The sequence below is a fragment of the Mucilaginibacter sp. PPCGB 2223 genome (assembly GCF_001705515.1).
GTDB lineage: Bacteria > Bacteroidota > Bacteroidia > Sphingobacteriales > Sphingobacteriaceae > Mucilaginibacter.
Map to the genome: position 1 here is coordinate 1,884,689 of NZ_MDJS01000001.1, position 18,985 is coordinate 1,903,673.

An 18,985-nucleotide genomic window follows, 5' to 3' on the forward strand; every position below is an offset into this window, starting at 1 on the left:
ATTCGTTTATAAACGGCTCTATCCGAATAAAACAACAAATTTTGATTTTGGTTCGCGGAATTTTGTGCTGTTAATCAATGCGATATGGAAACGATAGCTAAAAGACGGCTGGACTCGGAGATGTTCGGCGAAGAAGGCAGACTTTATTATGTGGACCTGATGAAGGCCAGAAACAATAAACCTTATTTACAAATCACCCGGGCAGATTACGCGCCCAATGAAAAGTATGAACGTTCGTCCGTCATTTTGTTTGAGCAGGATTTCGAGTTTTTCGTAGAGGCCGTGGCGATGGTGCAGCGCCGCTATAGTTATGGTGAAGGGAGGCCGGCCTGATAGACAAGATCAAAGATTTGCCGCCCACGGAGCGGCCAAGGGAAAAGTTACTGGCCTTGGGTGCAAGTGAACTAAGCGATGAAGAGTTGTTCACCATATTGATGGGTAAGAAGATACCTGCTGCATTAAGTTATCCGCTGCCAGTCCTTGTGCAAATGGATCCGCCGGCACTGATCCAAATCAAAGGTATCGGGCAGGCTAAAGCGGCTACTTTGTTGGCCGCAACCGAGTTTTGCCGCCGGGTAACTTCACGCCAAAAGATGTTGCAAGACGAGCAAGCCTGCTATGCCTTTGCCAAAGCGCTCCTGGCGCCCGCGGAGCAATTACAATACGTGCTTTTACTGATCTCTGCCCAACGGGGACTACTGGCCTTTTCGGAGGCTGGCAGTGTTTTGCCGGATATGGCCTGGATCACGGGCATGGCCGTAGAGGCCGGTGCCGGGCGGTTGTTACTGATCAGAAATGGCTGGCTGTCCTTCAGTAACGCGGAAGGCCGATACGTGATGGAATTGCGCTCCGCTTGCGCAGCGCTTCATATCGTGTGTGAAGGTCTAATGGCCGTCGGGCCGGAACGATTTAAGATGATCTGAGATGAGTATTCAAACCTATATCCGGCCCTATGCCAAGCTGCTCCATGCGGATGGTTCTTATTCGGTCGCCAAGCGTTTTCATACCAGTTTTGATGGCCCCATTGTACCGGTTCATCTGGATAATCTGATCCGATTGGGCATTCTGGAGATACCTGCGATGAAAATAATCGCCGATGAAAAAGTTTATGAGCCGCTGGAGGCGGACAAAGCGCTGGAACCCCTTTTCGCGGAAATTGTAGACAGCGGCAAACAGGTCGATTTTGAACGGGTGCTCGTCCGCCTGACCAATTTCGGCGGACAGTTCGTGCAGCAGGTCGTTAAGGATAAAGCCTGAGGGTCGGGGTGAATAATTTTGGTACAGAAGCAGCTGGCTTATAAAATGTCGCAATCCCCGGCGATCAGGCTTTAAAGAAACAGCGCGGCAGGGCGGATTAGATCGCGGAAAGGCTCCGGGCCTATCGAAAGTCACAATTCCTGCCGGGCTTATTTTGATGAAAGCGAAAAAGTACACCTATTTTATCGGGGTGGATATCTCCGCCCGGGAACTCGACTGGGCCGTGTCATCAGGAAAGGATCACCTGTTCCACCGCAAAACCGAAAACAGCGCCGAGGCGGTCAACATCATGCTCGCCGAACTCAAGAAGATACCCGGCCTCATGCTGAGCCGTACCGTATTCTGCATGGAGCATACCGGCATTTACGGTAACCATTTATGCGCAGCCCTGCAAAGATGCCGGGCGAATTTCGCAGTCGAATCAGCTACACATATCCAAAATGCCATCGGAAACCCACGTGGTAAGACTGACAAGATGGACGCCATGCGAATCGCCGATTATGCCTACCGTAACCGCGAACATCTGCGTTTCTGGGCACCCAAGAGGCTCGTTGTTCAGCAGTTAGGGCAGTTGAACGCGCTTCGGAAGCGGTTACAGGGGATCCAGCATATCCTGAAAGTGTCGCTTAAGCAACAACAGGGTTTTATGGCCGAAGGACAGATCAGGCAGCACTCAGGGCTTTGCTCTCAAACGATCGGGGCGCTTGACCAGGACGTGGCTGAAATCAACGGACTCATCGAGAAAACCATCGCTGGGGATGAGTCCCTTTCCCGCCTGATGAAAGTGATCACTTCAGTTTCCTGCATCGGTCCGGTAACGGCGCTGAACATCATCCTCTGCACGAATGAATTCAAAGACTTCAACAGTCCCAGGAAATTCGCCTGCTATGCGGGTATTGCACCTTTTCTCAAAGAGTCGGGCCCGCAAAAAGGAAAAGCCAGGGTGTCCCCGATGGCCAACAAGTACATGAAGTCGCTGCTGCACATCTGCGCCGTCCGGGCGAAGATCAACGTTCCGGAACTCAAAGCTTTTTACGAGCGCAAGGTCAACGCGGAAAAAAAACATAAGATGTCGGTGCTGAACGCCATCCGTTATAAGCTGGTGCTGCGGGTATTCTCCTGCGTGAAACAAGACCGGTTATATGAGTCCCGCTACCAACGACCGGGTTGAGGTGACAATGATCATCTATTAATTATTTATTAAAACGATTAATTAATATGATATTATTCATTAACACTTGTATTTTTGCTATTTTATTTACAGCTTAGGGCATATTAAAAAGATCACTATGGCTTGGAACAGAACTTCTAATACCTGCGTTTCCGTCTACGGCGCGCTTGACGACCTGAAACAATACGGTACACCGACGACCTTTGAAGACGCTGGTCCCCTAATGATGAAATACCTTGCCTTCTTCAACACACTCGCTACGGGAGGCCCGGTCTCTGCGGCTGCATTGGCCATTGCCACTGCCCTCGATGAAGTTCTGACCGACAGCTATGCCGGCTTTTATAAAACGGGGATCGATTCCAATAAAGCAATTGCCGAATTGCAACTGATCTTAAAAGTGGCCAATCAAACCGTGGAAGACCTGTCCAATACCGCCGATACCCTCTACACTTTCTAATGAAAAAACTAATCAAAAAAGCGGTGCTCATCCTGCTATTGGGATGCCCCCAACTTGTGTTTGCCCAGATCAAAAGCTTTGATGAAGTCAAACAGGCGATCGCCGACTCCTTGGCGAGCCCTAATTTCCTGAATGACGCTGCTGCTAAATATTTGGCGGACCTGCAGACCAAGGACACCGCAAAGGCTCGCTTTATCCGCGATCTCAATGTCAAGTTCAAGGTCTTTCAGGCAGACAACCTGCCCCCGGGACTGGGCTTCAGTTATCAATACGCGAACAGCTGGGTCAAAAACAATACCGACCGCAGCCATGCTTATCATTACAGCCGCTCCCTGGATCTCGATTTCAGCGGCAATGTCGCCTTTAAAAAAGTCTACAATCCCAGTAACTTCCTGGAATCCAAGGCCGCTTACAATGGGACTTTTTTTTGGGGAGGTTTCGCCCGGAAAAACACCAGAAGCGAGGCCGACCAGCTCCGTGCCTTGAAATTATCCTATAGCGACGCCGTTCATGCAGGAGACAACGCGAAGGCCATCTACCTGAAGGCGCGGGGCGACAGCCTGACCCATGTCACCGACCAATACTATATTGGCATCACCGGCAATGCCTCCTATGAAAGCAATCAGGATTTTTCCAAAACGCAGTTCGTGCCCGGTATCCTCATCAACGCCGGAATCAATGGTTTCAGCTCCTATAGCCATTTACAGTGGTTTAACTTCCCGGACTATCCCTTTGCATTGCTCCGCTGGCTGACCAATACGACCGATTACTTCGCCCCTTCGGGAGTTTCCGTACCGCAGGTCCTTTTTGGCCTCGATTATGTCACGCCCATCAACGACAGTCTCCGGAACGCGGTTACGGGCAATCTGGCTGCTTTCGAGCGTCTCCGATTCGAGGCTTCATTTAAAACCCTGGCTGCCAAGGCTCTTGGCCAGTCCTTCTGGTTCAGCGCGAATTACCGCTGGTATGGGCAACTGAACGCTTCCCAGGCCCTGGTGAATGCGCATATGGCCCATTTCAATTATTTTGTCTGTGCGCTCGCGGCCAGCAACGGCTTTTTTGCAAGTTATTCTGTGGGGCAGCTGCCTTTTGACCAAAAGTCCGCCACCGTCTACGGTATTGGGTTCAACTATAATCTGGGGAACTGGAAATAATAAAAAACTTAAGATACATTTTTAACCTGTTTCATGATGGATCCTGTACAACCCAAGCCCGGTGTTTTTTCGATCGGCATCTGCATGGCCGGCGCGGTTTCTGCCGGCGCTTACACAGCGGGCGTGATGGACTACCTGTTGGAATCGCTTGCCGAATGGGAGAAACGGCGCGGCCAGCCCGGCGTACCCAGCCATCGCGTAGAGATCCCCGTGATCGGAGGCGCCTCGGCGGGAGGCATGACCGGGATCATTACCGCATCGGCTTTAAACAGCCCGGTCAAGCCGCTGGACCGGCCCGGCGATGATCTGCTGGCGGAACATCCGGAAAACAAGTTTTACCATGCCTGGGTCGACCTGACCGGAACTGACATGTTTTCCAAAATGCTGGATACGGGCGATATCCAGCCTGGGCTGATTCCGTCCGGCCTAAATTCGAACTTTATAGATGAGGTGGCCGCCAAAATGATCGTAACTGCCCCAGGCTACCAGCCCCTGCCTCCCTATATCGCACCTGGTCTTAAAGTGTTTACCACATTATCAAACCTCGGGGGCTTTCCGTACAGCGCCGACTTTTACGCTGCTTCGGCAGGAAACAGGAAGTATCACATGCAATTGCATAACGACTATGCCTGCTTCCAGCTTACCGAAATGACAGATACGGCGGCGCCAAATGCCGGCTGGGTACCCCTGAACTTTAAGACCGGCATCAACCTGAGCATAGCGCGAAATGCGGCGATGGCTACCGGCGCTTTCCCGGTCGGCCTCAAATCCCGGCTGCTCGAGCGTGACGCAGCCTATGTAAACGCGAATCCTTTCTTGCAGGATATTTTCGGGAACACCCCGGTCGGTCCGGGAGCATATACTACGCTAAATGTTGACGGGGGAATGATCAACAATGAGCCGTTTGAGAAAGTGAGGGAGGAATTGCTGCGCTCCACCGGTCAGCCTAAGAATACCGTAGACGATCCTAACCACTTTAACTCGACCATTTTGATGATCGAGCCCTTTCCCACTACCCCTCCCGTTCCTATCAGTATGGATCAGGGCTTACTGCATGTCATCGGCCTGACCTTATCTACGATGATCAGCCAGATGCGCTCCAAGCCGCTGAATATCGCCAACGCGCTCAATGAAAACTGCGCCGGACAGTACCTGATTGCCCCTTCGCGGCTGATCACCGGACCCGATGGTACCCTGCAGGAAGTTGCCGGCGAACGGGCGATCGCCTGTGGCGCACTTAATGGTTTCAGCGGTTTTATCAATAAAGAATTCCGGGTGCATGATTATTACCTCGGCCGTTATAACTGCAAGATCTTCCTGCGGGATTATTTCACCGTATCCAAAGAAGCCGTAGATGCAAACGCGATCTTCGCAAATGGGTATGCCGGATTAGCCAATAAGGACGATTTCAAATCCACCCGCGACTACAGTTACCAGATCATTCCGCAGTTTAAGGATTATACCGACTATACTTTCCCTGACTTTAAATTCAGTTCAGGCGCCAACTGGCCGGCGGTCCGGGAAGCGGATATCGATCAGTATCAACCAGCCGTCAAAAAAAGGATGCAGGCCCTGATCAAAAACGCCGTCAAGCTGAATTGGTGGCAATCCATCTTGCTGGGTATTGGCTCGGCAGTGCTTCTCAGTGGTTCTGCGACCAAAGCGGCAATGGATAAGATCAAGGCCGATCTGCGTTTATGGCAATTGCTGCCTTAAGCGCACTGGGCGTCGGTACTGCAGGTCCCCATCGGAGTATTTGACGATAGTGATCTGGTGTTACAATCATGTGCGATCTTAATTGCTAGGAACAGGACAAAAATTCGTGTAGGACTTGTTCTTATTAACACAGGCAAATATCCGCATAATGAGCTTGTTTCGTATCGCATTCAAAACGGACATCGGATTTTTGCCTTCACCTGTTTTGCGCTTGTAATAAGCGGCTATTTCCGGCACCACCTTTTTTGCCACCATTGCGCACAAATGCAGCAACCCCTTTAATCTTTTGTTTGCCATATGAGATACGCGCGGCTTTCCTTTAAACTTTCCTGATTCTTTCACGAAAGGTGCTACCCCGGAATAACAAGCAAATTTCTTTGGATTATTGATATCCTTGAATTCATTGGTGGCTATAATAATATTTAGTGCTGTAACCGGCCCAACAGCTGGAATAGAGGTGATGACCTTCATGAGGTGGTTTATGGAGCTATCCGATTCGACCAATGTACTTATGGCTTTTTCAATTCTTTCAATATCCGCTTTTGTTGCCTGAATGCTTGCATTACATAACGATTCGCATTTAATACAGTCTGTCTTTTTCATAAACGAACTTTGCTCTTTTAATGGCATCTTTATAGTAAGGTGCAATCCGGACATCCGTTCTCTCAACGTATTTAGGTATGCCAATTGTGCGATGATTGGTCGTTTTGGTTTCCACAGGGTGACCTTATCCTGAAATCGGAAAGCGTATTCTGCAATTCGGATGGCGTCGATTTTATCCGATTTATTCCGGACATTCCCCATTGAATTGCGAATTTTAGTAGAAGATTCCGAAATAAAGTTGGCTTTCACTTTTCGTAAGCCGTTTAACATATGATTACTATAAAAGCCGGTGTCTTCTATACAAAACAATGTTTTACCTATCTTAAATCCTTCCAGCGCCTTGAGCTCGGAAATAAAATCACCGATCGCAGTGCTGTTATTCGCAGTTTCCTTATGAAAAAGCAAAGTATCATTCTTTTTTACAGCGTGGTCAAGTTTATTTCTGGAAACATCAGTGCCAACAAAGTAGGTGTACCTTTTCATTTTTACAACGATTAGTGGGTAAAAAACAACTCATATTGACCGGTAACAATTCACGTTTTCAATAGGCTTATTATCCTGACATAATCGCTAATCCCCGCCGGTCAACATGAGTAGCTATGCCCTGATACGACCAATAGGCATTCATCCTGCTAATAATATTAAGTCTGCATAGCGTTCGCAATACCCTACCCAGGCTATTAAGTTACACCACGAGCAATATATTACGAGGATATCTTGGTGACTCTTGAATTCCTGATTTGTTTGATGACAGCAGTGTTTATCGTCACAGCTGTCACCTGGCAGTTGACCTTGGCGCAATGCCCGCATCGCCCATGGCGTTGTCTTCGTAATAGAAAAGGCCGGCCTCTTTTAAGCGTCCGAAAATCTTGTTTGAGCCGGCCGGAAACCGCGGTGATCTCAGCGCGGTCCCCTAGGCGCCATTGTGGCGGGTGTGTCTTTTCGCAACTTCAGGGTACTTGATACGGTGGTATTCCTGTTTAACTCGTGAAGTTGTGTTTGATAAATCTTCCCGCCACTCTGAATATTCCTTTGACATATCTTCTCTTATTTCTGGCATAACTACCTCGACTGGTTCATCCCGAACAGGCCGTCCCTACCTGACGCTAAACTGAACACGCCCGAATCAGAGGTGTTGCCGGCAGCATCTTTGGTGATGATCCGCCAGTAATAAGTACTGCCTGAGATTACCGTTACACCGTTCACAAATTTGTCGGTGATACGGGTTTTGTAGGATACGGGCGTAGCTGTCGTGCCAAAATAAATATCGTAGCTGGCAATATCATTATCCGGGTCGCTGGCTGTCCAAGTCAGGTTAACCGTTCCGGCCGCCACACTTTGCCCGAATGCCGGCGACAGGTTATCAGCCGGGAAGGGTGGATGCGATAGCGTACCTATCCCGGCACTGTAAAACTTCCACACGTCACTTTTGGCAGTTGTAGCTAATGAGTTAGATTTAGATACCACATACCACGAATAAGGCGTATCCCGGTTAAGGTTGACCGATAGCTGGTTGGTTGCACTTGTTTGGGTTGTTGTGGTCCCCGTCAGCAGGTTTTTGATATCTACTTTGTAGCTATCGGTATTGCTGGCGCTGTTCCAGGTCAAGGTAATGGTACTTTGGGTGGATGAGATCACCGTACCGGCGGTACAGGCCGAGTTCTGCGCGGGGAAGGTAAGGGCAGCCGGTTTCGGATCGGGAGCCCCGCTGGTGCTGTTCTTTTTGCTGCAGCCGGCAATTAATATTGTAATTGCAATTAATGTAATAATGATGTGTTTTTTCATTGCTTTACAACTTTAAATACCTTCTCGGTTTGCCCTGTGGTTAGTTTCAGTATATAAATACCTGGGATAAAGTTCCCTGCATCCATCTGTACGGTACCGGAGGCATTGTTAAACTGTTTACTGTAAACTTTTACACCTGCCGTGTTAAACAGCTCAACAGTTGCCGAAGCAATATTATCGCTACCCAAGCTCACATTTAATGTTGATGTAAACGGGTTTGGATAAGCCGGGATATCTGCCGGCAGATCAAAGCGATGCTGATAAACACCCTGGCAAGGCTTATCGGTCGTAACGGGTACCTCGTTGATGCCTTTGCTCAATGCCAGCGTAATATTACCGGCCGTGGTGGTTACGCCGTTCAGGGTAACGAAGTAAATACTGCCGCCATCCAGAGTGAGATTAACGTTTTGAATGCTGTTGTTTCGGTGATTACCACGGTAAAACACTGCTGATACCGGCTACGGTAAAGCAAATCGTATAGATACCTGCTGCCAGGTTAGCAATGGTCGTATTGGTTGTAAAAGGATAACTGGCGTTTACGCTACGCCGGTTATGGTCCGGTATAGTCAAACCCTGTGCGGCTGTTATGCTGATGGTACCATTGGCTGAACCATGGCAGGTGGCGCTGTTGGCTGAGACGGCGAAGTTGTTTGCCGGAAGAGCGTTGTTGACCGTTAAGATGCCCGGTTACCGACGCCGGCATTACATAGGCCGTAATAATTTGGGAACTACTGGCGGATAGAATGATCGGCGCAGTGCCACCGACGGTCAACGAGGTCGGACTATCCAACTGGCTGCCATTAATGGTGACCACCGTACCGACCGGGGCGCTGCCCGGGCTAAAGGAACTGATGACCGGCAGTTGCTGCGCAAACGCCGGTACAGCGGTTAACAGCACCAGGAGGACTTGCAATTTTTTTTAACAACGACACGACTGAATCACTAAATTACAATTAATCAGCACAAAATACAATATAACAAACGCAGTTCTGGTATCCCGGAACTGCGTCTACAGTGTTCAGAAAGAGGCGCGCCTAGGCAGCGATGATGCCGAAATATACCAGGTTAAAATACGCGTCGCGGTAATTGAATTTAACCGTTCCGGCCTGCGTGCTCACTTCTTTTTCTCCGTCGATCGTAATCCCCTCGACCGCTTCTTTCGATACCACGTCGATATTCACCGATACCTTTTTATTAGCTATTTGCTGCGCCTGCTCTTCAGCTTTCGCAGCATATTCATATTGCTGCTCCGGCGTGGGCTCGCTCTTGTTAAACTCTTTCAACTGCTCCCTGATCACTTCGATCTCGCCCTCCAGTTTGTTAATCGCCGCATCGATGGCAAAGATATTGCCATGTATTTTGATCGCTACCTGGAAAGGAATCGCCGGACAGGATTTCAACACGGCGATATCATTGGATATTTGTTTTAATTTAGGCAGGGTAAACTCAATTTTAGTCATACTTGTGAATATAGTTTATTTTAATGATTATTTGGTCTAATATAATAGTATTTCATAGATAATAAAATTTAGCCTGGACATGAACCGGCGGCTCCGCCCACTACCCCATTGCTCATCGCGTAAATAATGTTATTCACCTCATCTAAAACGAAGGCGGCATTTGCCAGTGTGGTCATCCCCGCGTCGAGATACAGGGTCATACCGGTCGAAATGTCGTTGAAAGACGGAAAGTACACCGTCTGCTCCGAAGCGCCGCAAATCGCGTTATAATCGTCAGACATTTTGCAGCTGACATAGTTGGACCAAATGACGCCTACCACACCGTTGGAATAATGATAGATAATTCCTGTGGCCAGATCGGCGATATACTGTTCGAAGGTCAGATAAAGCGTCGTCAGTCCCGAATCTGCATAAACAGACACGCCCGGCGCCAGTGTGGTATAGGCATTGCTGATATAGGCCGTTTCCGGCGGGGCGCTCAAAGACGGCGGAATCGAATCCGTTACCACATGCAGCATCGTGGATACTTCTACGCCCATATCAATTACGAGATTTGTGCCGTCATAAAATTCCACCTGCAACCAAGCCATCGTTGTACCGTTATAATAGGCATAATATCCGTTGAAGTCCCCTGACACCACATCGCCGGTCAGATAGGTCCCGACGGCCAACGTGCCCGAGTACGTCCAGGTAACTATCGTCCCGGAAGCATAGTTATTTAGCGCGTCCGCCGGAGATGACCAACCGAAAACCCCACTTGAGGTATCGCTGACACAAAAAACATCGATAGTGCTCAACGCTGTTTGCAGGTCATCTTTAACGATTAACTCATTATTGGCTCTGGCAGCAAAGGACGAATAACTGGTATCCACCTGGAGATACAAAGTCACCTGGTCCTTTTCAACCAACCGGTCAGAAACGGGAATACTCGTACCGGTCCCCGTAAACAGGCCAAGATTAAGTGCATCCTGCAAATCGTTAAAACTCAGGCATTGATTGCCTGCCAGGGCCGTCCAGCTCATATTGCCCCTCCTAACCGCACAACCTCCCGCTCCAGTAGGGTTATTTTCTCTTTCAATAGTTCAGTTTCATTTTTTACCGCCGCAATCTGCAGGCTATGCAGCTCTGTATAGTTCACCGCCTTCAAACCCTGGGAATCGTTGCCTACCAAACCGGGGTACAGCGCTTCCACCATCTGTGCCGAATAACCGTAGTGTAAACGCGTATCACGCTGATCTTTCCAATAATAGGCGATCAGTTCGAGCTGATCCAGCCTGCCGAAGTCAAGCGGCCGGGCATCCAGCTGTTTCAGGCGGATATCCGAGCTATTATAAAACGCGGTCGCCGTCAAACTACCGCTCAGCGTACCGCCGGTTAATGGCAGATAGCCGGACAGGGCGGAAGAGGATGCATAGGTATTGCCGTCCACGCTCCCGTCTGCCTTCAGGAACTGCGCAGAAGTACCGCCGGTCTTGATAAATGCCCCCGAGGAAACCTGTGCGAAACTCACATTGTTCCCGGTGCTTAGACGCTGATTCTCTGCTGCCTGGAAAGCGCCAGCAGAGGCATAAGCCGCCGAACCCAGCCCCAAAGCCGTTTGCACCTGGGCCAGGCTAATCTTACGGATATACGCATCCCCGTTGCTGACATAAAACGCTGCCGGGCTGATCGAACCGTCCACCGGTGTCCCGGCCGCGTTAAAATAGTGTCCCGTTATATCTCCGTTACCGTCTCTTTTCACCAGGGTATTAGCATTTGCGCTCGCATCTCCGTAATTCAGGTAGTTCCCGTCATGGAGCACACTGCGCCAAGCGGTGAACGCCGCTCCCGATGAACTCCAGCCCCGGAAAAACAAACTGTCATTGGTATAGCCGCCGGCGATCTGCAACCCCCGGTCGCCATTATTCAGGGTTAACAGGGACACAAAATCACCGGGGCGGTGAGGCGCGGTATCGTCTCCTGCTTGTATAGAGTTATTGGTGATCGTATTAAAATCCGTATTCCCCCGCGCTGATATGGGGAAGTTCTCCGCTGAACCGGCTACATTCGCGCGGCCTACATTAACCGGCGACGGGTGATTGGAGGTCAATTGCCAATAAGTGCCGTCCCAGGCATTTTGTACCCAGTAGGTACCTGCGTGGGTGGTCGACTGCAAATGGGTCCAGTCATTGGTCGCTCCTGAACCCAGGGTCAGCGTTCCGCCGTCTGCGGTCAGGGCCTGAGCGGAACTCCCGCCCGCACTGAAGCCTGAAGCGCTGACCCGGCCGTTCAGGGAATTAATGCTCACGATGGTCGTTCCCGAAGCGTTATTAAAATGAAAAACACCACCGTTCGACCAGAAAGTCAAATCGCTCGTGCCCAACTGGATCAGCGAAGTGGCCCCACTGTTCCAGTTCCCGTTCGCCGAAAGCGTCAGCGAAGACCCGTTACCGTTGACATGCGGGAAGGTCCCGCCCGAGAAGTTCAGCTGTCCGGAAATCGTGCCGCCGGATAAAGGCAGATAAGGCGTCGAATTATAGGCGTTCGAACCGAGGCCCAGCCAGGACTGTACGCTGCCGGCGGAAAACTTTCGGAAGTACCCCGAACTATCAATGCCCGCCAGGTTGCTACCCAGCGCCACTTCGTCCACGGCGCCGCCGCTCTGGTTAAAATACACCGCCTGGACAAATCCGCCCCCGTAGCGCTGCACCAGCGTACCATCGACCGCGGTGGCCGAGGCGTTTAAAAAAGCTCCGTTACCCAAACCCAGGAAAGCGCTCATCGCACCCGCATTAATAAAACGTGAGCCACTGGTACCGCTGGTCCTGGCCATGATCGCATCAATACCCGTACTGTAGATACTGGTCGTATCCAGGGTATACCCTGCCCATTGGCTGGCGTTCGCAGCTGTGGCCGTGAGTCCCAGGTAGCGTGCATCGCCCAGGCTGTTAAAATCCGTGATACCGTAACCGGCGATCGTTGTCGGCGTGCCGCTGAGTTTGGACCAGGCCAGGGAAGTGATCCAGGAAGGATCCGCATAGCTCCCGGACAAAACCGGATAACGTGCGTCGCCCAAGGCGTTGGACCAGTAAAGGTGGGTTAAGCCCTGGGCGATACTATCCGTATTTAAACTTACCGCCCCTTGCTGGCCGTTCACCGAGGTCACCCCCTGTGCACCGCCCGAGCGTTCCCAAACGGTCCCGTTATGGATCACCCAGTCGCCCGCCGTGAACGAGATCGTGCCGGATCCCAGGTCCCGGGAACCGGTGTCGGCGACCTGGTAGACCCAGCCGGCCGTGCCGGTATTGTTGGCCAGCGCAGGCGTATTGGAGGCTACCGTCCACACGCCTTTATAGACCAGGACCGCAGAAGGTAATAAGGCCGCCGGTATTTTACCGGCCGCATCCAGGGGAGCAACGCCGTTATTGGCCCCGATATCCGTCTTGTTAATCTTCGCATTCAGCTGGGCTTGTATGGAAGATGTCGGATCGTAATAATTTTTGCTGATGCCGTTGATCGTTGCCACGGCTGGATTCGGATAGGTCCCGCTCAGGTCCCCGCCCGCGGCACCCGTTGGCGTCGTACTTGACGGTATATCAGACAACAACGCAATCGTGCCGGAATTATCCGGGAGATAAATATTCCGGTCCGCCGCCGGGTTCGTGGCATGAAGTTCGGTCACGTGTCCGCTTGGCCCCGTATACCGCACATCGGCCCCGCTGCTCAGCAGGATATTCGTCCCTACGGTTACCGCACCGGTCACCGACAGATTCGCAAAGGTTGGGCTGTCCGTACCCGACAAAGCTTGCGGCAGTGCCTCTTTGAGCGCCAGGTCCCCGTCCGCCACTGCGGTTGTAGGCCACCAGTATTCCACCACGGCATTGTTGATCACCACGCCGATCGTAAGGCCGTGTCTTTTTACCGCTGGTATAGCCGCGCAGGCTGCCAAAACGCTCGGATAGGCGAAATCACCGCCCCCATACCAAAAATCGATATGACTGGCCTGCCGGGTATTTCTATAGGAACCTTCAAGTTCGATGCCTGCTGTACTCATGATATTTTTTGTTGATATTGACGATTTAATTGATAGCTGATTATTAAGAATATCATTTTTTAATATTAAGGTAGTTGAAAAATATAACCTGCAATATTAAACTGACCAGATGTTAAAGCGGTCCCATTTGTCGACAATGCTATCGTTGTTCCCGCTTTCGCCCTTATGGTAATTGGAATCGGGCAATGCTGATCCGCAGTCGTGCTTCCTGCCGTTATAACAGTCGATTGGGCCCCTACCGCCTTCCACAACAAATAAACTGTCTTACCGGTATTTGTTTCATCTGTATAGGTTACCTGGACATTAATAGCTGAACTCAGATCCGTGGTAATTGAGAACATGGATTTTATCTCAAAATTGGCATCCGACCCGCCAACCGTATAGCTGCATACCGCACCAAAGGCAGTTTGGCCGGTTAAATAAGCAGATGATACCATAGACGGATAGCCGCCCGGCACCCATGTAGCAACGCCGCCATTTCGTAAACTTAATACTTGGCCGTCGCTTCCCCCGGTTGGCAAGGTGGTGATATCTGAGAGCAAAGCAACGGTACCCGATTTATCTGGGAAGCTCCAGTTACGCCCATTGGATAAGGTACCGCTAAGGGTGCCCAGGTGGCCGCTATTCAGGAAACTAAGCTGTAAATTCGCCTGGATATAGTTGGCCTGAACAGAGCTGGACGAGGTTATAGAACCCGCTGTAAAATCACCGGTTATATTTAAGTTCCCACTAAAAGTGCCGCTTCCGTTAACCTGCAGAGCGTTAACGCCATCGTCCGTAGTGGTATTGATGAGTGTATGTGCGTTTCCCAGATAATTGTTGTATCCCGAATTATTGTAAATACCCCAATAACCGGTATAGTCTGAGCCGGTAGGCGAAGGTGCAGTTTGTCCCAGATATAAGCCGGCAACATGGGCAGCAGTGCCCGGAGTATTAATATACACGGCAGTAGCCTGGGTAACGTTTATATTCGGATTACAGGCAAAGTAGCCGGCAACTAAGTCATATGCTTGCGTAATGCCCGAAGCATTTGCGGTAAAAGATCCCCCGATAAAAGTGCCATGCTGTCCGGTAGCTCCGCTCTGGAGTGTTGCACTAGCGGAAACCCCCGTAGTGGTAATAGCAGTCCCCTGTGTGGTTGCGGCGCTGATACCGGATGATATGACAGCTCCCGTAATACCGCCAGGTAATTGTGTAGGGCTGGTTACATTGCTTGTTGTAGTAATTTGCGCGCCAGTCGTTTGATTCAGTCGATTGGTGTATGACGAATTCACGATCAGCTCAGCATTATTAAGGCCCGCCACCGGCGGTATATTGCCCAAAGCCAATACTCCTTTATTCATCCAGACTGCCCTCGTGGCTAACGCTGTGGAAAAGTTGCCGGTAAACGTTTGGCCCCAATTGGCATCAACCGTAATAGTGGTATTACCACTAATCGTGATGACCGTATGTGTTTCTCCGTTGACAGTGATCGTATCCCCGGTTCTGAAATCCGCATTAAATGTGGTTCCCGTGCCGGTTACCGTTGGCGAACCACTGGTGATGGACACCGTACCACCCGAGTTGGCCGATTGCGACAGGTTAAAGGGCAGCTTATTGCTTAGATAGGTATTGCTATCCACGCTGCCGTCCGCCTTCAAAAATTGTGACGACGTACCACCCGATTTCACGAAACCGGTGGCGGTCAGATTTCCTGAAAAGGTTCCACCGGAAGAAGGTACCCAATTTACCGTTTGCAAAGAACCATCACCAGCGACGTACTGCGTGGAAGCGGAGCCCGCAGGTGTTAAATACAGAGTACCGTTGGCTAACGGCAAGTTATAGACCGGATTGCCCGTAGAACCGCTCATATTAAATGTTACCAGGTGGCCGGACGTGTTTTGGATCGTCAGCTGATCATTAGAGCTTGCTAACAGCGTTACCCCACTTGCCGGCGCAGCAGGCGTACCGGCAATATTGGCCAGATTGAGTCCCCCGTTACCCGAAGTCACAAAATTGGGCGCGGTTAAAGCGCCGCCGGTCAGGACCATGCCACCGCCGGTAGTCATTTTCAGACTACCCGTAGCGTAGAGCATCATACTGCTGTCGTACCCGGTGCCCTGAACGGTTGACTGATTACCCACCGCCCCTACGAATGTGCCGGCGTTGTAAAAGGTAACTACTCCTCCCGCGGAAGACGTATTATTATTCCCCCGTATCGCCAGTTCCGTTCTTGACGAAGTATCCGTGCCGATGGTAGATGAACCCTGGGCCGTTACACCGCCAACAAATGTTGCGCTGCCATTCACATCCAGCATATCCGAGCCGGTACGCGTATTGGTACCGATCAGTATCGCGCCGGCGTAGTAATTGTTATAGCCTACTGCGTTATAGATCCCCCAATTACCTGATGGCGATGTATTGGTACCGAGTAACAGGCTTACCTGATTATTAATGGTACCTCCGCTAAATGCAGGTAATACTAAGCCGCGCATATTGGTTATTGTACCAGCATTTGCAAAAGCATCGAAACTGATTAAAGATGCCTGAGTTAGTGTAACACCTGCCGCATTATTATTAAATCCTGTAGAGTGCCACCCATAAATATTTGATATTGTACCTATGGCACCCGCGGCTATAGTTAAGTTGGTACTGAGATTACTTACGGCGTGGTTACTCGATGTAATATTTTGCGTATTAGCCGCCGTAATATTTAAAGTACCTACAAAATTATTCACCCAAACATTTTGTGCCGCGATTGTATTAGAGTACGAAATCGCAGGGTTTACCCCCCATATCGTACCGCTATTTGTATTATTATTAGCTGTTACAGTGACCGCTAATGCGGAGCCGCTTCCATTTTGAGAAGATATATTTACTGTACCTTTACCTGCTATTGCAAGGGAGTTCCAAAGCGGTATCGTATAAGCCACATTGGCTAAATTATTCGTCCAGTTATCTACTGTAGTGATACTGGTCGCAGAGTTAATCAATGAAATAACATGAGACTCTCCTCCTGCTGTTATCGTTTCACCAATATTTAAATCATTGGCCCAATTTGTTCCAACACCAGTTATCGTATTTGAGCCGGAAGTTGCACTAAGTGTTCCCTGCCCTATCGGAGATCGACTAACGCTAACTAAAGCGCTAGTACCATCGGGTTGTATTGCATTAAGATTGCTATTAATAAATACACTGCCATTATTCGCAATACTAAAATAATGCTCTACTCTTTTTATACTAACATTGGTGAATGCGCCATCAAATGTGGAAGCAGGAGTAATAACTAAATCAGCATTATTGGCACCAGCTACTCTTTGAACTGTAAATGTTCCGTTTGAACCCATAGTAACCAAACCTCCGCCGCCTAAAGCTATGGTGCAATTACCCGTACTTCTGCCACTAACCGTAAAAGTTATAAGGTACGTCCTACCTGAAATTATAGAATCTGATGTTAAATTAACGTTAGTTAATGTAGCCGGAGAATTTGAACCCGGTGTATGTAAAAATGTACCACCTGAGATTGACCAATTGGTACCTGTCCAGTTATTTGCACCGGCAAAAGTCCTGTCATTAGTATTTGTGATCAGCTCAACTGACTGTGCAGTACTTTTAGAAGCACTGAGTAAAGCCCCACCGCTGGTATTGACCGCATTGAGACTACTGGCGGTGATACTACCGCCAAATAGGCTTGGATAGGTTACGGCACTGGCATCGATAAGGTAATTGCCGCTATTTTGGGTGGTGATGCCCGCAACCCAGTAAGTAAAATTCGTCAACGTGCCCGAGTTATTGGGCGCCATCGTCTTGATATGGAAACCATTTAGAATAGTCGCCCCGCTTGCGTTATGATTAAAACCCAGTCGCATCCCCCCCATATTGCTTACTGTCCCTTGGGCGCCCGCGATGGTGCTTACCGAAGTCGTCGAGCCGACAACGCCTATAGGCGATGTCCAATCTTGTGTATTGGTCGCTCCGATTTGAACATTGTGATTATTACCGATCAGCGCATTCGTAGCGGTCGCCACTGTAGCTATCCCGACCGGTAAAAAATTAGCTTCGATGATAGAACCGGGCGAGGGATTTGTGTAGGTTCGGTTGGATGACAAAGTAACTAACGCCGACGCTGCAGCGCTTCCACCGCCAAGGGTCAACGTTGACATCGTACCGCCACCATCAATATTAAAGCTGGCTCCCGTTTGTTGTGTGGTACCGTTTGCAATATAATTCGCCGCGGTCGGTATCGTAGGGAAGGTTTGTAACGAACCATCGCCAGCGACGTATTGAGTTGTTGCGCTACCTGTCGGTGTCAGGTAAACCGTGCCGTCTGCATCCGGAAAAAACACATTATGATCTGTTGTAAACAAGCTATTGCTTAGCCATATATAATGCCCATTCGGAGCAACCCATGCAAATTGATTACCTCTTGAATATATAGTCACCCCGCCAGTACCCGCAGCCGGAGTGGGCGGCGTAGTAAACCCATTATTTTTTAAATTGACCCAAGCCGTACCATTGACGCCCGAGCCAGCAATATTTAGGTTAGGCATCGCCACCGTGCCGGTAAATGCAGTCCCGGACAAATGTGCATACCGCGCATCGGTATAAGCTGTATTCAGGCTAAATACGTTCCCGGCAGCGGACAAGGTCGTTCCGTCCACCGAGTAGGTGCCCAGGCCGCCCGCCTGGATGAAGTTAATGGCCGTAGTACCCACGGTGACGCTGCCGTTCGCGTTCAGCCATTGTGTCCCGCCATGCGCCGTCCCGGTCCGCACGATCACGGCCAGTTTTTCCAGTTGGGCTCCGGTGGCCGCGTCAGCGGCCCTAGTCCAGGCGCCGGTATTCGAAATATAGAGCCCGTTTTGGGTCGGGTCAGTTTGACTATTCAGGAAAACCCGCGAAGCCGAGGTCGTTATCCCGTCGATGGCCTGCTCGCCGCTCAGGGTGACGTTTCCCGTCGCCATTACGTCCGCGCCGCTAAACACTACGCCCGTGATCAGGTTATCCACATAGCTTTTGGTAGCTGCCTGCAGCGCCGTAGTCGGGTCACCGCCCAGCAGTAAAGCGCCGGCGAGCGTACACCCGGCAAAGGTCGGACTATCCGTAGTGCCCAGCGGTTGCGGCAGGGCCGCGCCTTTGGGCACCAGGTCGGCATCCGTGATCGCCATGGTTGGCCACCAGTATTCAACCACCGTGCCGCTAACGAGTACCCCTACGGTGAGGCCTTGCCTTTTGACTGCCGGTACTGCACTACAGGCCGCTGCCGTGCTCGAATAAGCAAAATCGCCGCCTCCATACCAGAAATCAATGTGACCTAATGCCTGGGTATTTTTATAAGAACCTTCAATTTCAATGCCTGGTGTACTCATA

At 50.3% G+C, this 18,985-nt stretch carries 15 protein-coding genes; 7 read left to right on the top strand and 8 right to left on the bottom strand.

What is annotated here, in order from left to right:
- Positions 1 to 84 precede the first annotated feature (84 nt).
- The 7 genes from BEL04_RS08230 to BEL04_RS08260 all read left to right on the top strand — a co-directional run bounded on the left by BEL04_RS08230 (position 85) and on the right by BEL04_RS08260 (position 5,755).
- Entirely contained in the window at positions 85 to 333 is a 249-nt protein-coding gene (locus BEL04_RS08230; RefSeq protein WP_066002175.1) for a hypothetical protein, read from the top strand.
- A 17-nt stretch (positions 334 to 350) separates the two neighbouring features.
- Positions 351 to 923, top strand: a complete 573-nt coding sequence (locus tag BEL04_RS08235; RefSeq protein ID WP_371327580.1) for a UPF0758 domain-containing protein — start codon at positions 351 to 353, stop codon at positions 921 to 923.
- A 1-nt stretch (position 924) separates the two neighbouring features.
- On the top strand, positions 925 to 1,257 hold the full coding sequence (locus BEL04_RS08240) for an Abi-alpha family protein (RefSeq protein WP_066002180.1): 333 nt from the start codon (positions 925 to 927) through the stop codon (positions 1,255 to 1,257).
- A 157-nt stretch (positions 1,258 to 1,414) separates the two neighbouring features.
- Entirely contained in the window at positions 1,415 to 2,428 is a 1,014-nt protein-coding gene (locus BEL04_RS08245) for a transposase (protein WP_066002182.1), read from the top strand.
- Between the two features lie 118 nt (positions 2,429 to 2,546).
- Complete coding sequence (locus tag BEL04_RS08250; protein ID WP_139112958.1) at positions 2,547 to 2,885, top strand: hypothetical protein; 339 nt, start codon at positions 2,547 to 2,549, stop codon at positions 2,883 to 2,885.
- A complete protein-coding gene (locus BEL04_RS08255; protein ID WP_066002187.1) occupies positions 2,885 to 4,039 on the top strand; it encodes a hypothetical protein in 1,155 nt (384 codons plus the stop codon). The genes BEL04_RS08250 and BEL04_RS08255 overlap by 1 nt, the downstream gene beginning before the upstream one ends.
- Before the next feature lie 33 nt (positions 4,040 to 4,072).
- Positions 4,073 to 5,755 carry a patatin-like phospholipase family protein gene (locus tag BEL04_RS08260; protein WP_083227816.1) on the top strand — a complete coding sequence of 561 codons (1,683 nt, stop codon included), beginning with the start codon at positions 4,073 to 4,075 and terminating at the stop codon, positions 5,753 to 5,755.
- A gap of 78 nt (positions 5,756 to 5,833) precedes the next feature.
- On the opposite strand, the gene BEL04_RS08265 is transcribed toward BEL04_RS08260, so the two are convergent.
- The 8 genes from BEL04_RS08265 to BEL04_RS08300 all read right to left on the bottom strand — a co-directional run bounded on the left by BEL04_RS08265 (position 5,834) and on the right by BEL04_RS08300 (position 18,984).
- A complete protein-coding gene (locus BEL04_RS08265) occupies positions 5,834 to 6,841 on the bottom strand; it encodes a transposase (protein WP_066002191.1) in 1,008 nt (335 codons plus the stop codon).
- Positions 6,842 to 7,420: 579 nt separating this feature from the next.
- Positions 7,421 to 8,143 carry a hypothetical protein gene (locus BEL04_RS08270; RefSeq protein ID WP_066002193.1) on the bottom strand — a complete coding sequence of 241 codons (723 nt, stop codon included), beginning with the start codon at positions 8,141 to 8,143 and terminating at the stop codon, positions 7,421 to 7,423.
- A complete protein-coding gene (locus tag BEL04_RS08275; RefSeq protein ID WP_066002195.1) occupies positions 8,140 to 8,589 on the bottom strand; it encodes a T9SS type A sorting domain-containing protein in 450 nt (149 codons plus the stop codon). The genes BEL04_RS08270 and BEL04_RS08275 overlap by 4 nt, the downstream gene beginning before the upstream one ends.
- Before the next feature lie 104 nt (positions 8,590 to 8,693).
- Entirely contained in the window at positions 8,694 to 9,056 is a 363-nt protein-coding gene (locus BEL04_RS08280; RefSeq protein WP_066002198.1) for an IPT/TIG domain-containing protein, read from the bottom strand.
- A 121-nt stretch (positions 9,057 to 9,177) separates the two neighbouring features.
- Positions 9,178 to 9,603 carry a hypothetical protein gene (locus tag BEL04_RS08285; protein WP_066002201.1) on the bottom strand — a complete coding sequence of 142 codons (426 nt, stop codon included), beginning with the start codon at positions 9,601 to 9,603 and terminating at the stop codon, positions 9,178 to 9,180.
- A 68-nt stretch (positions 9,604 to 9,671) separates the two neighbouring features.
- Positions 9,672 to 10,625, bottom strand: coding sequence for a hypothetical protein (locus tag BEL04_RS08290; protein ID WP_066002203.1), 954 nt, complete (start codon positions 10,623 to 10,625; stop codon positions 9,672 to 9,674).
- Positions 10,622 to 12,796, bottom strand: a complete 2,175-nt coding sequence (locus BEL04_RS08295) for a tail fiber domain-containing protein (RefSeq protein ID WP_175404028.1) — start codon at positions 12,794 to 12,796, stop codon at positions 10,622 to 10,624. The genes BEL04_RS08290 and BEL04_RS08295 overlap by 4 nt, the downstream gene beginning before the upstream one ends.
- A 905-nt stretch (positions 12,797 to 13,701) precedes the next feature.
- On the bottom strand, positions 13,702 to 18,984 hold the full coding sequence (locus BEL04_RS08300; RefSeq protein ID WP_066002209.1) for a hypothetical protein: 5,283 nt from the start codon (positions 18,982 to 18,984) through the stop codon (positions 13,702 to 13,704).
- Position 18,985: the final 1 nt, after the last annotated feature.

Excerpts from the sequence above, each read along its gene's own strand:
- BEL04_RS08300 (WP_066002209.1), bottom strand. The coding sequence starts at position 18,984 with ATGAGTACACCAGGCATTGAAATTGAAGGTTCTTATAAAAATACCCAG.
- BEL04_RS08260 (WP_083227816.1), top strand. The coding sequence starts at position 4,073 with ATGATGGATCCTGTACAACCCAAGCCCGGTGTTTTTTCGATCGGCATC.
- BEL04_RS08240 (WP_066002180.1), top strand. The coding sequence starts at position 925 with ATGAGTATTCAAACCTATATCCGGCCCTATGCCAAGCTGCTCCATGCG.
- BEL04_RS08245 (WP_066002182.1), top strand. The coding sequence starts at position 1,415 with ATGAAAGCGAAAAAGTACACCTATTTTATCGGGGTGGATATCTCCGCC.
- BEL04_RS08255 (WP_066002187.1), top strand. The coding sequence starts at position 2,885 with ATGAAAAAACTAATCAAAAAAGCGGTGCTCATCCTGCTATTGGGATGC.
- BEL04_RS08270 (WP_066002193.1), bottom strand. The coding sequence starts at position 8,143 with ATGAAAAAACACATCATTATTACATTAATTGCAATTACAATATTAATT.
- BEL04_RS08265 (WP_066002191.1), bottom strand. The coding sequence starts at position 6,841 with ATGAAAAGGTACACCTACTTTGTTGGCACTGATGTTTCCAGAAATAAA.
- BEL04_RS08250 (WP_139112958.1), top strand. The coding sequence starts at position 2,547 with ATGGCTTGGAACAGAACTTCTAATACCTGCGTTTCCGTCTACGGCGCG.
- BEL04_RS08230 (WP_066002175.1), top strand. The coding sequence starts at position 85 with ATGGAAACGATAGCTAAAAGACGGCTGGACTCGGAGATGTTCGGCGAA.
- BEL04_RS08290 (WP_066002203.1), bottom strand. The coding sequence starts at position 10,625 with ATGAGCTGGACGGCCCTGGCAGGCAATCAATGCCTGAGTTTTAACGAT.
- BEL04_RS08285 (WP_066002201.1), bottom strand. The coding sequence starts at position 9,603 with ATGACTAAAATTGAGTTTACCCTGCCTAAATTAAAACAAATATCCAAT.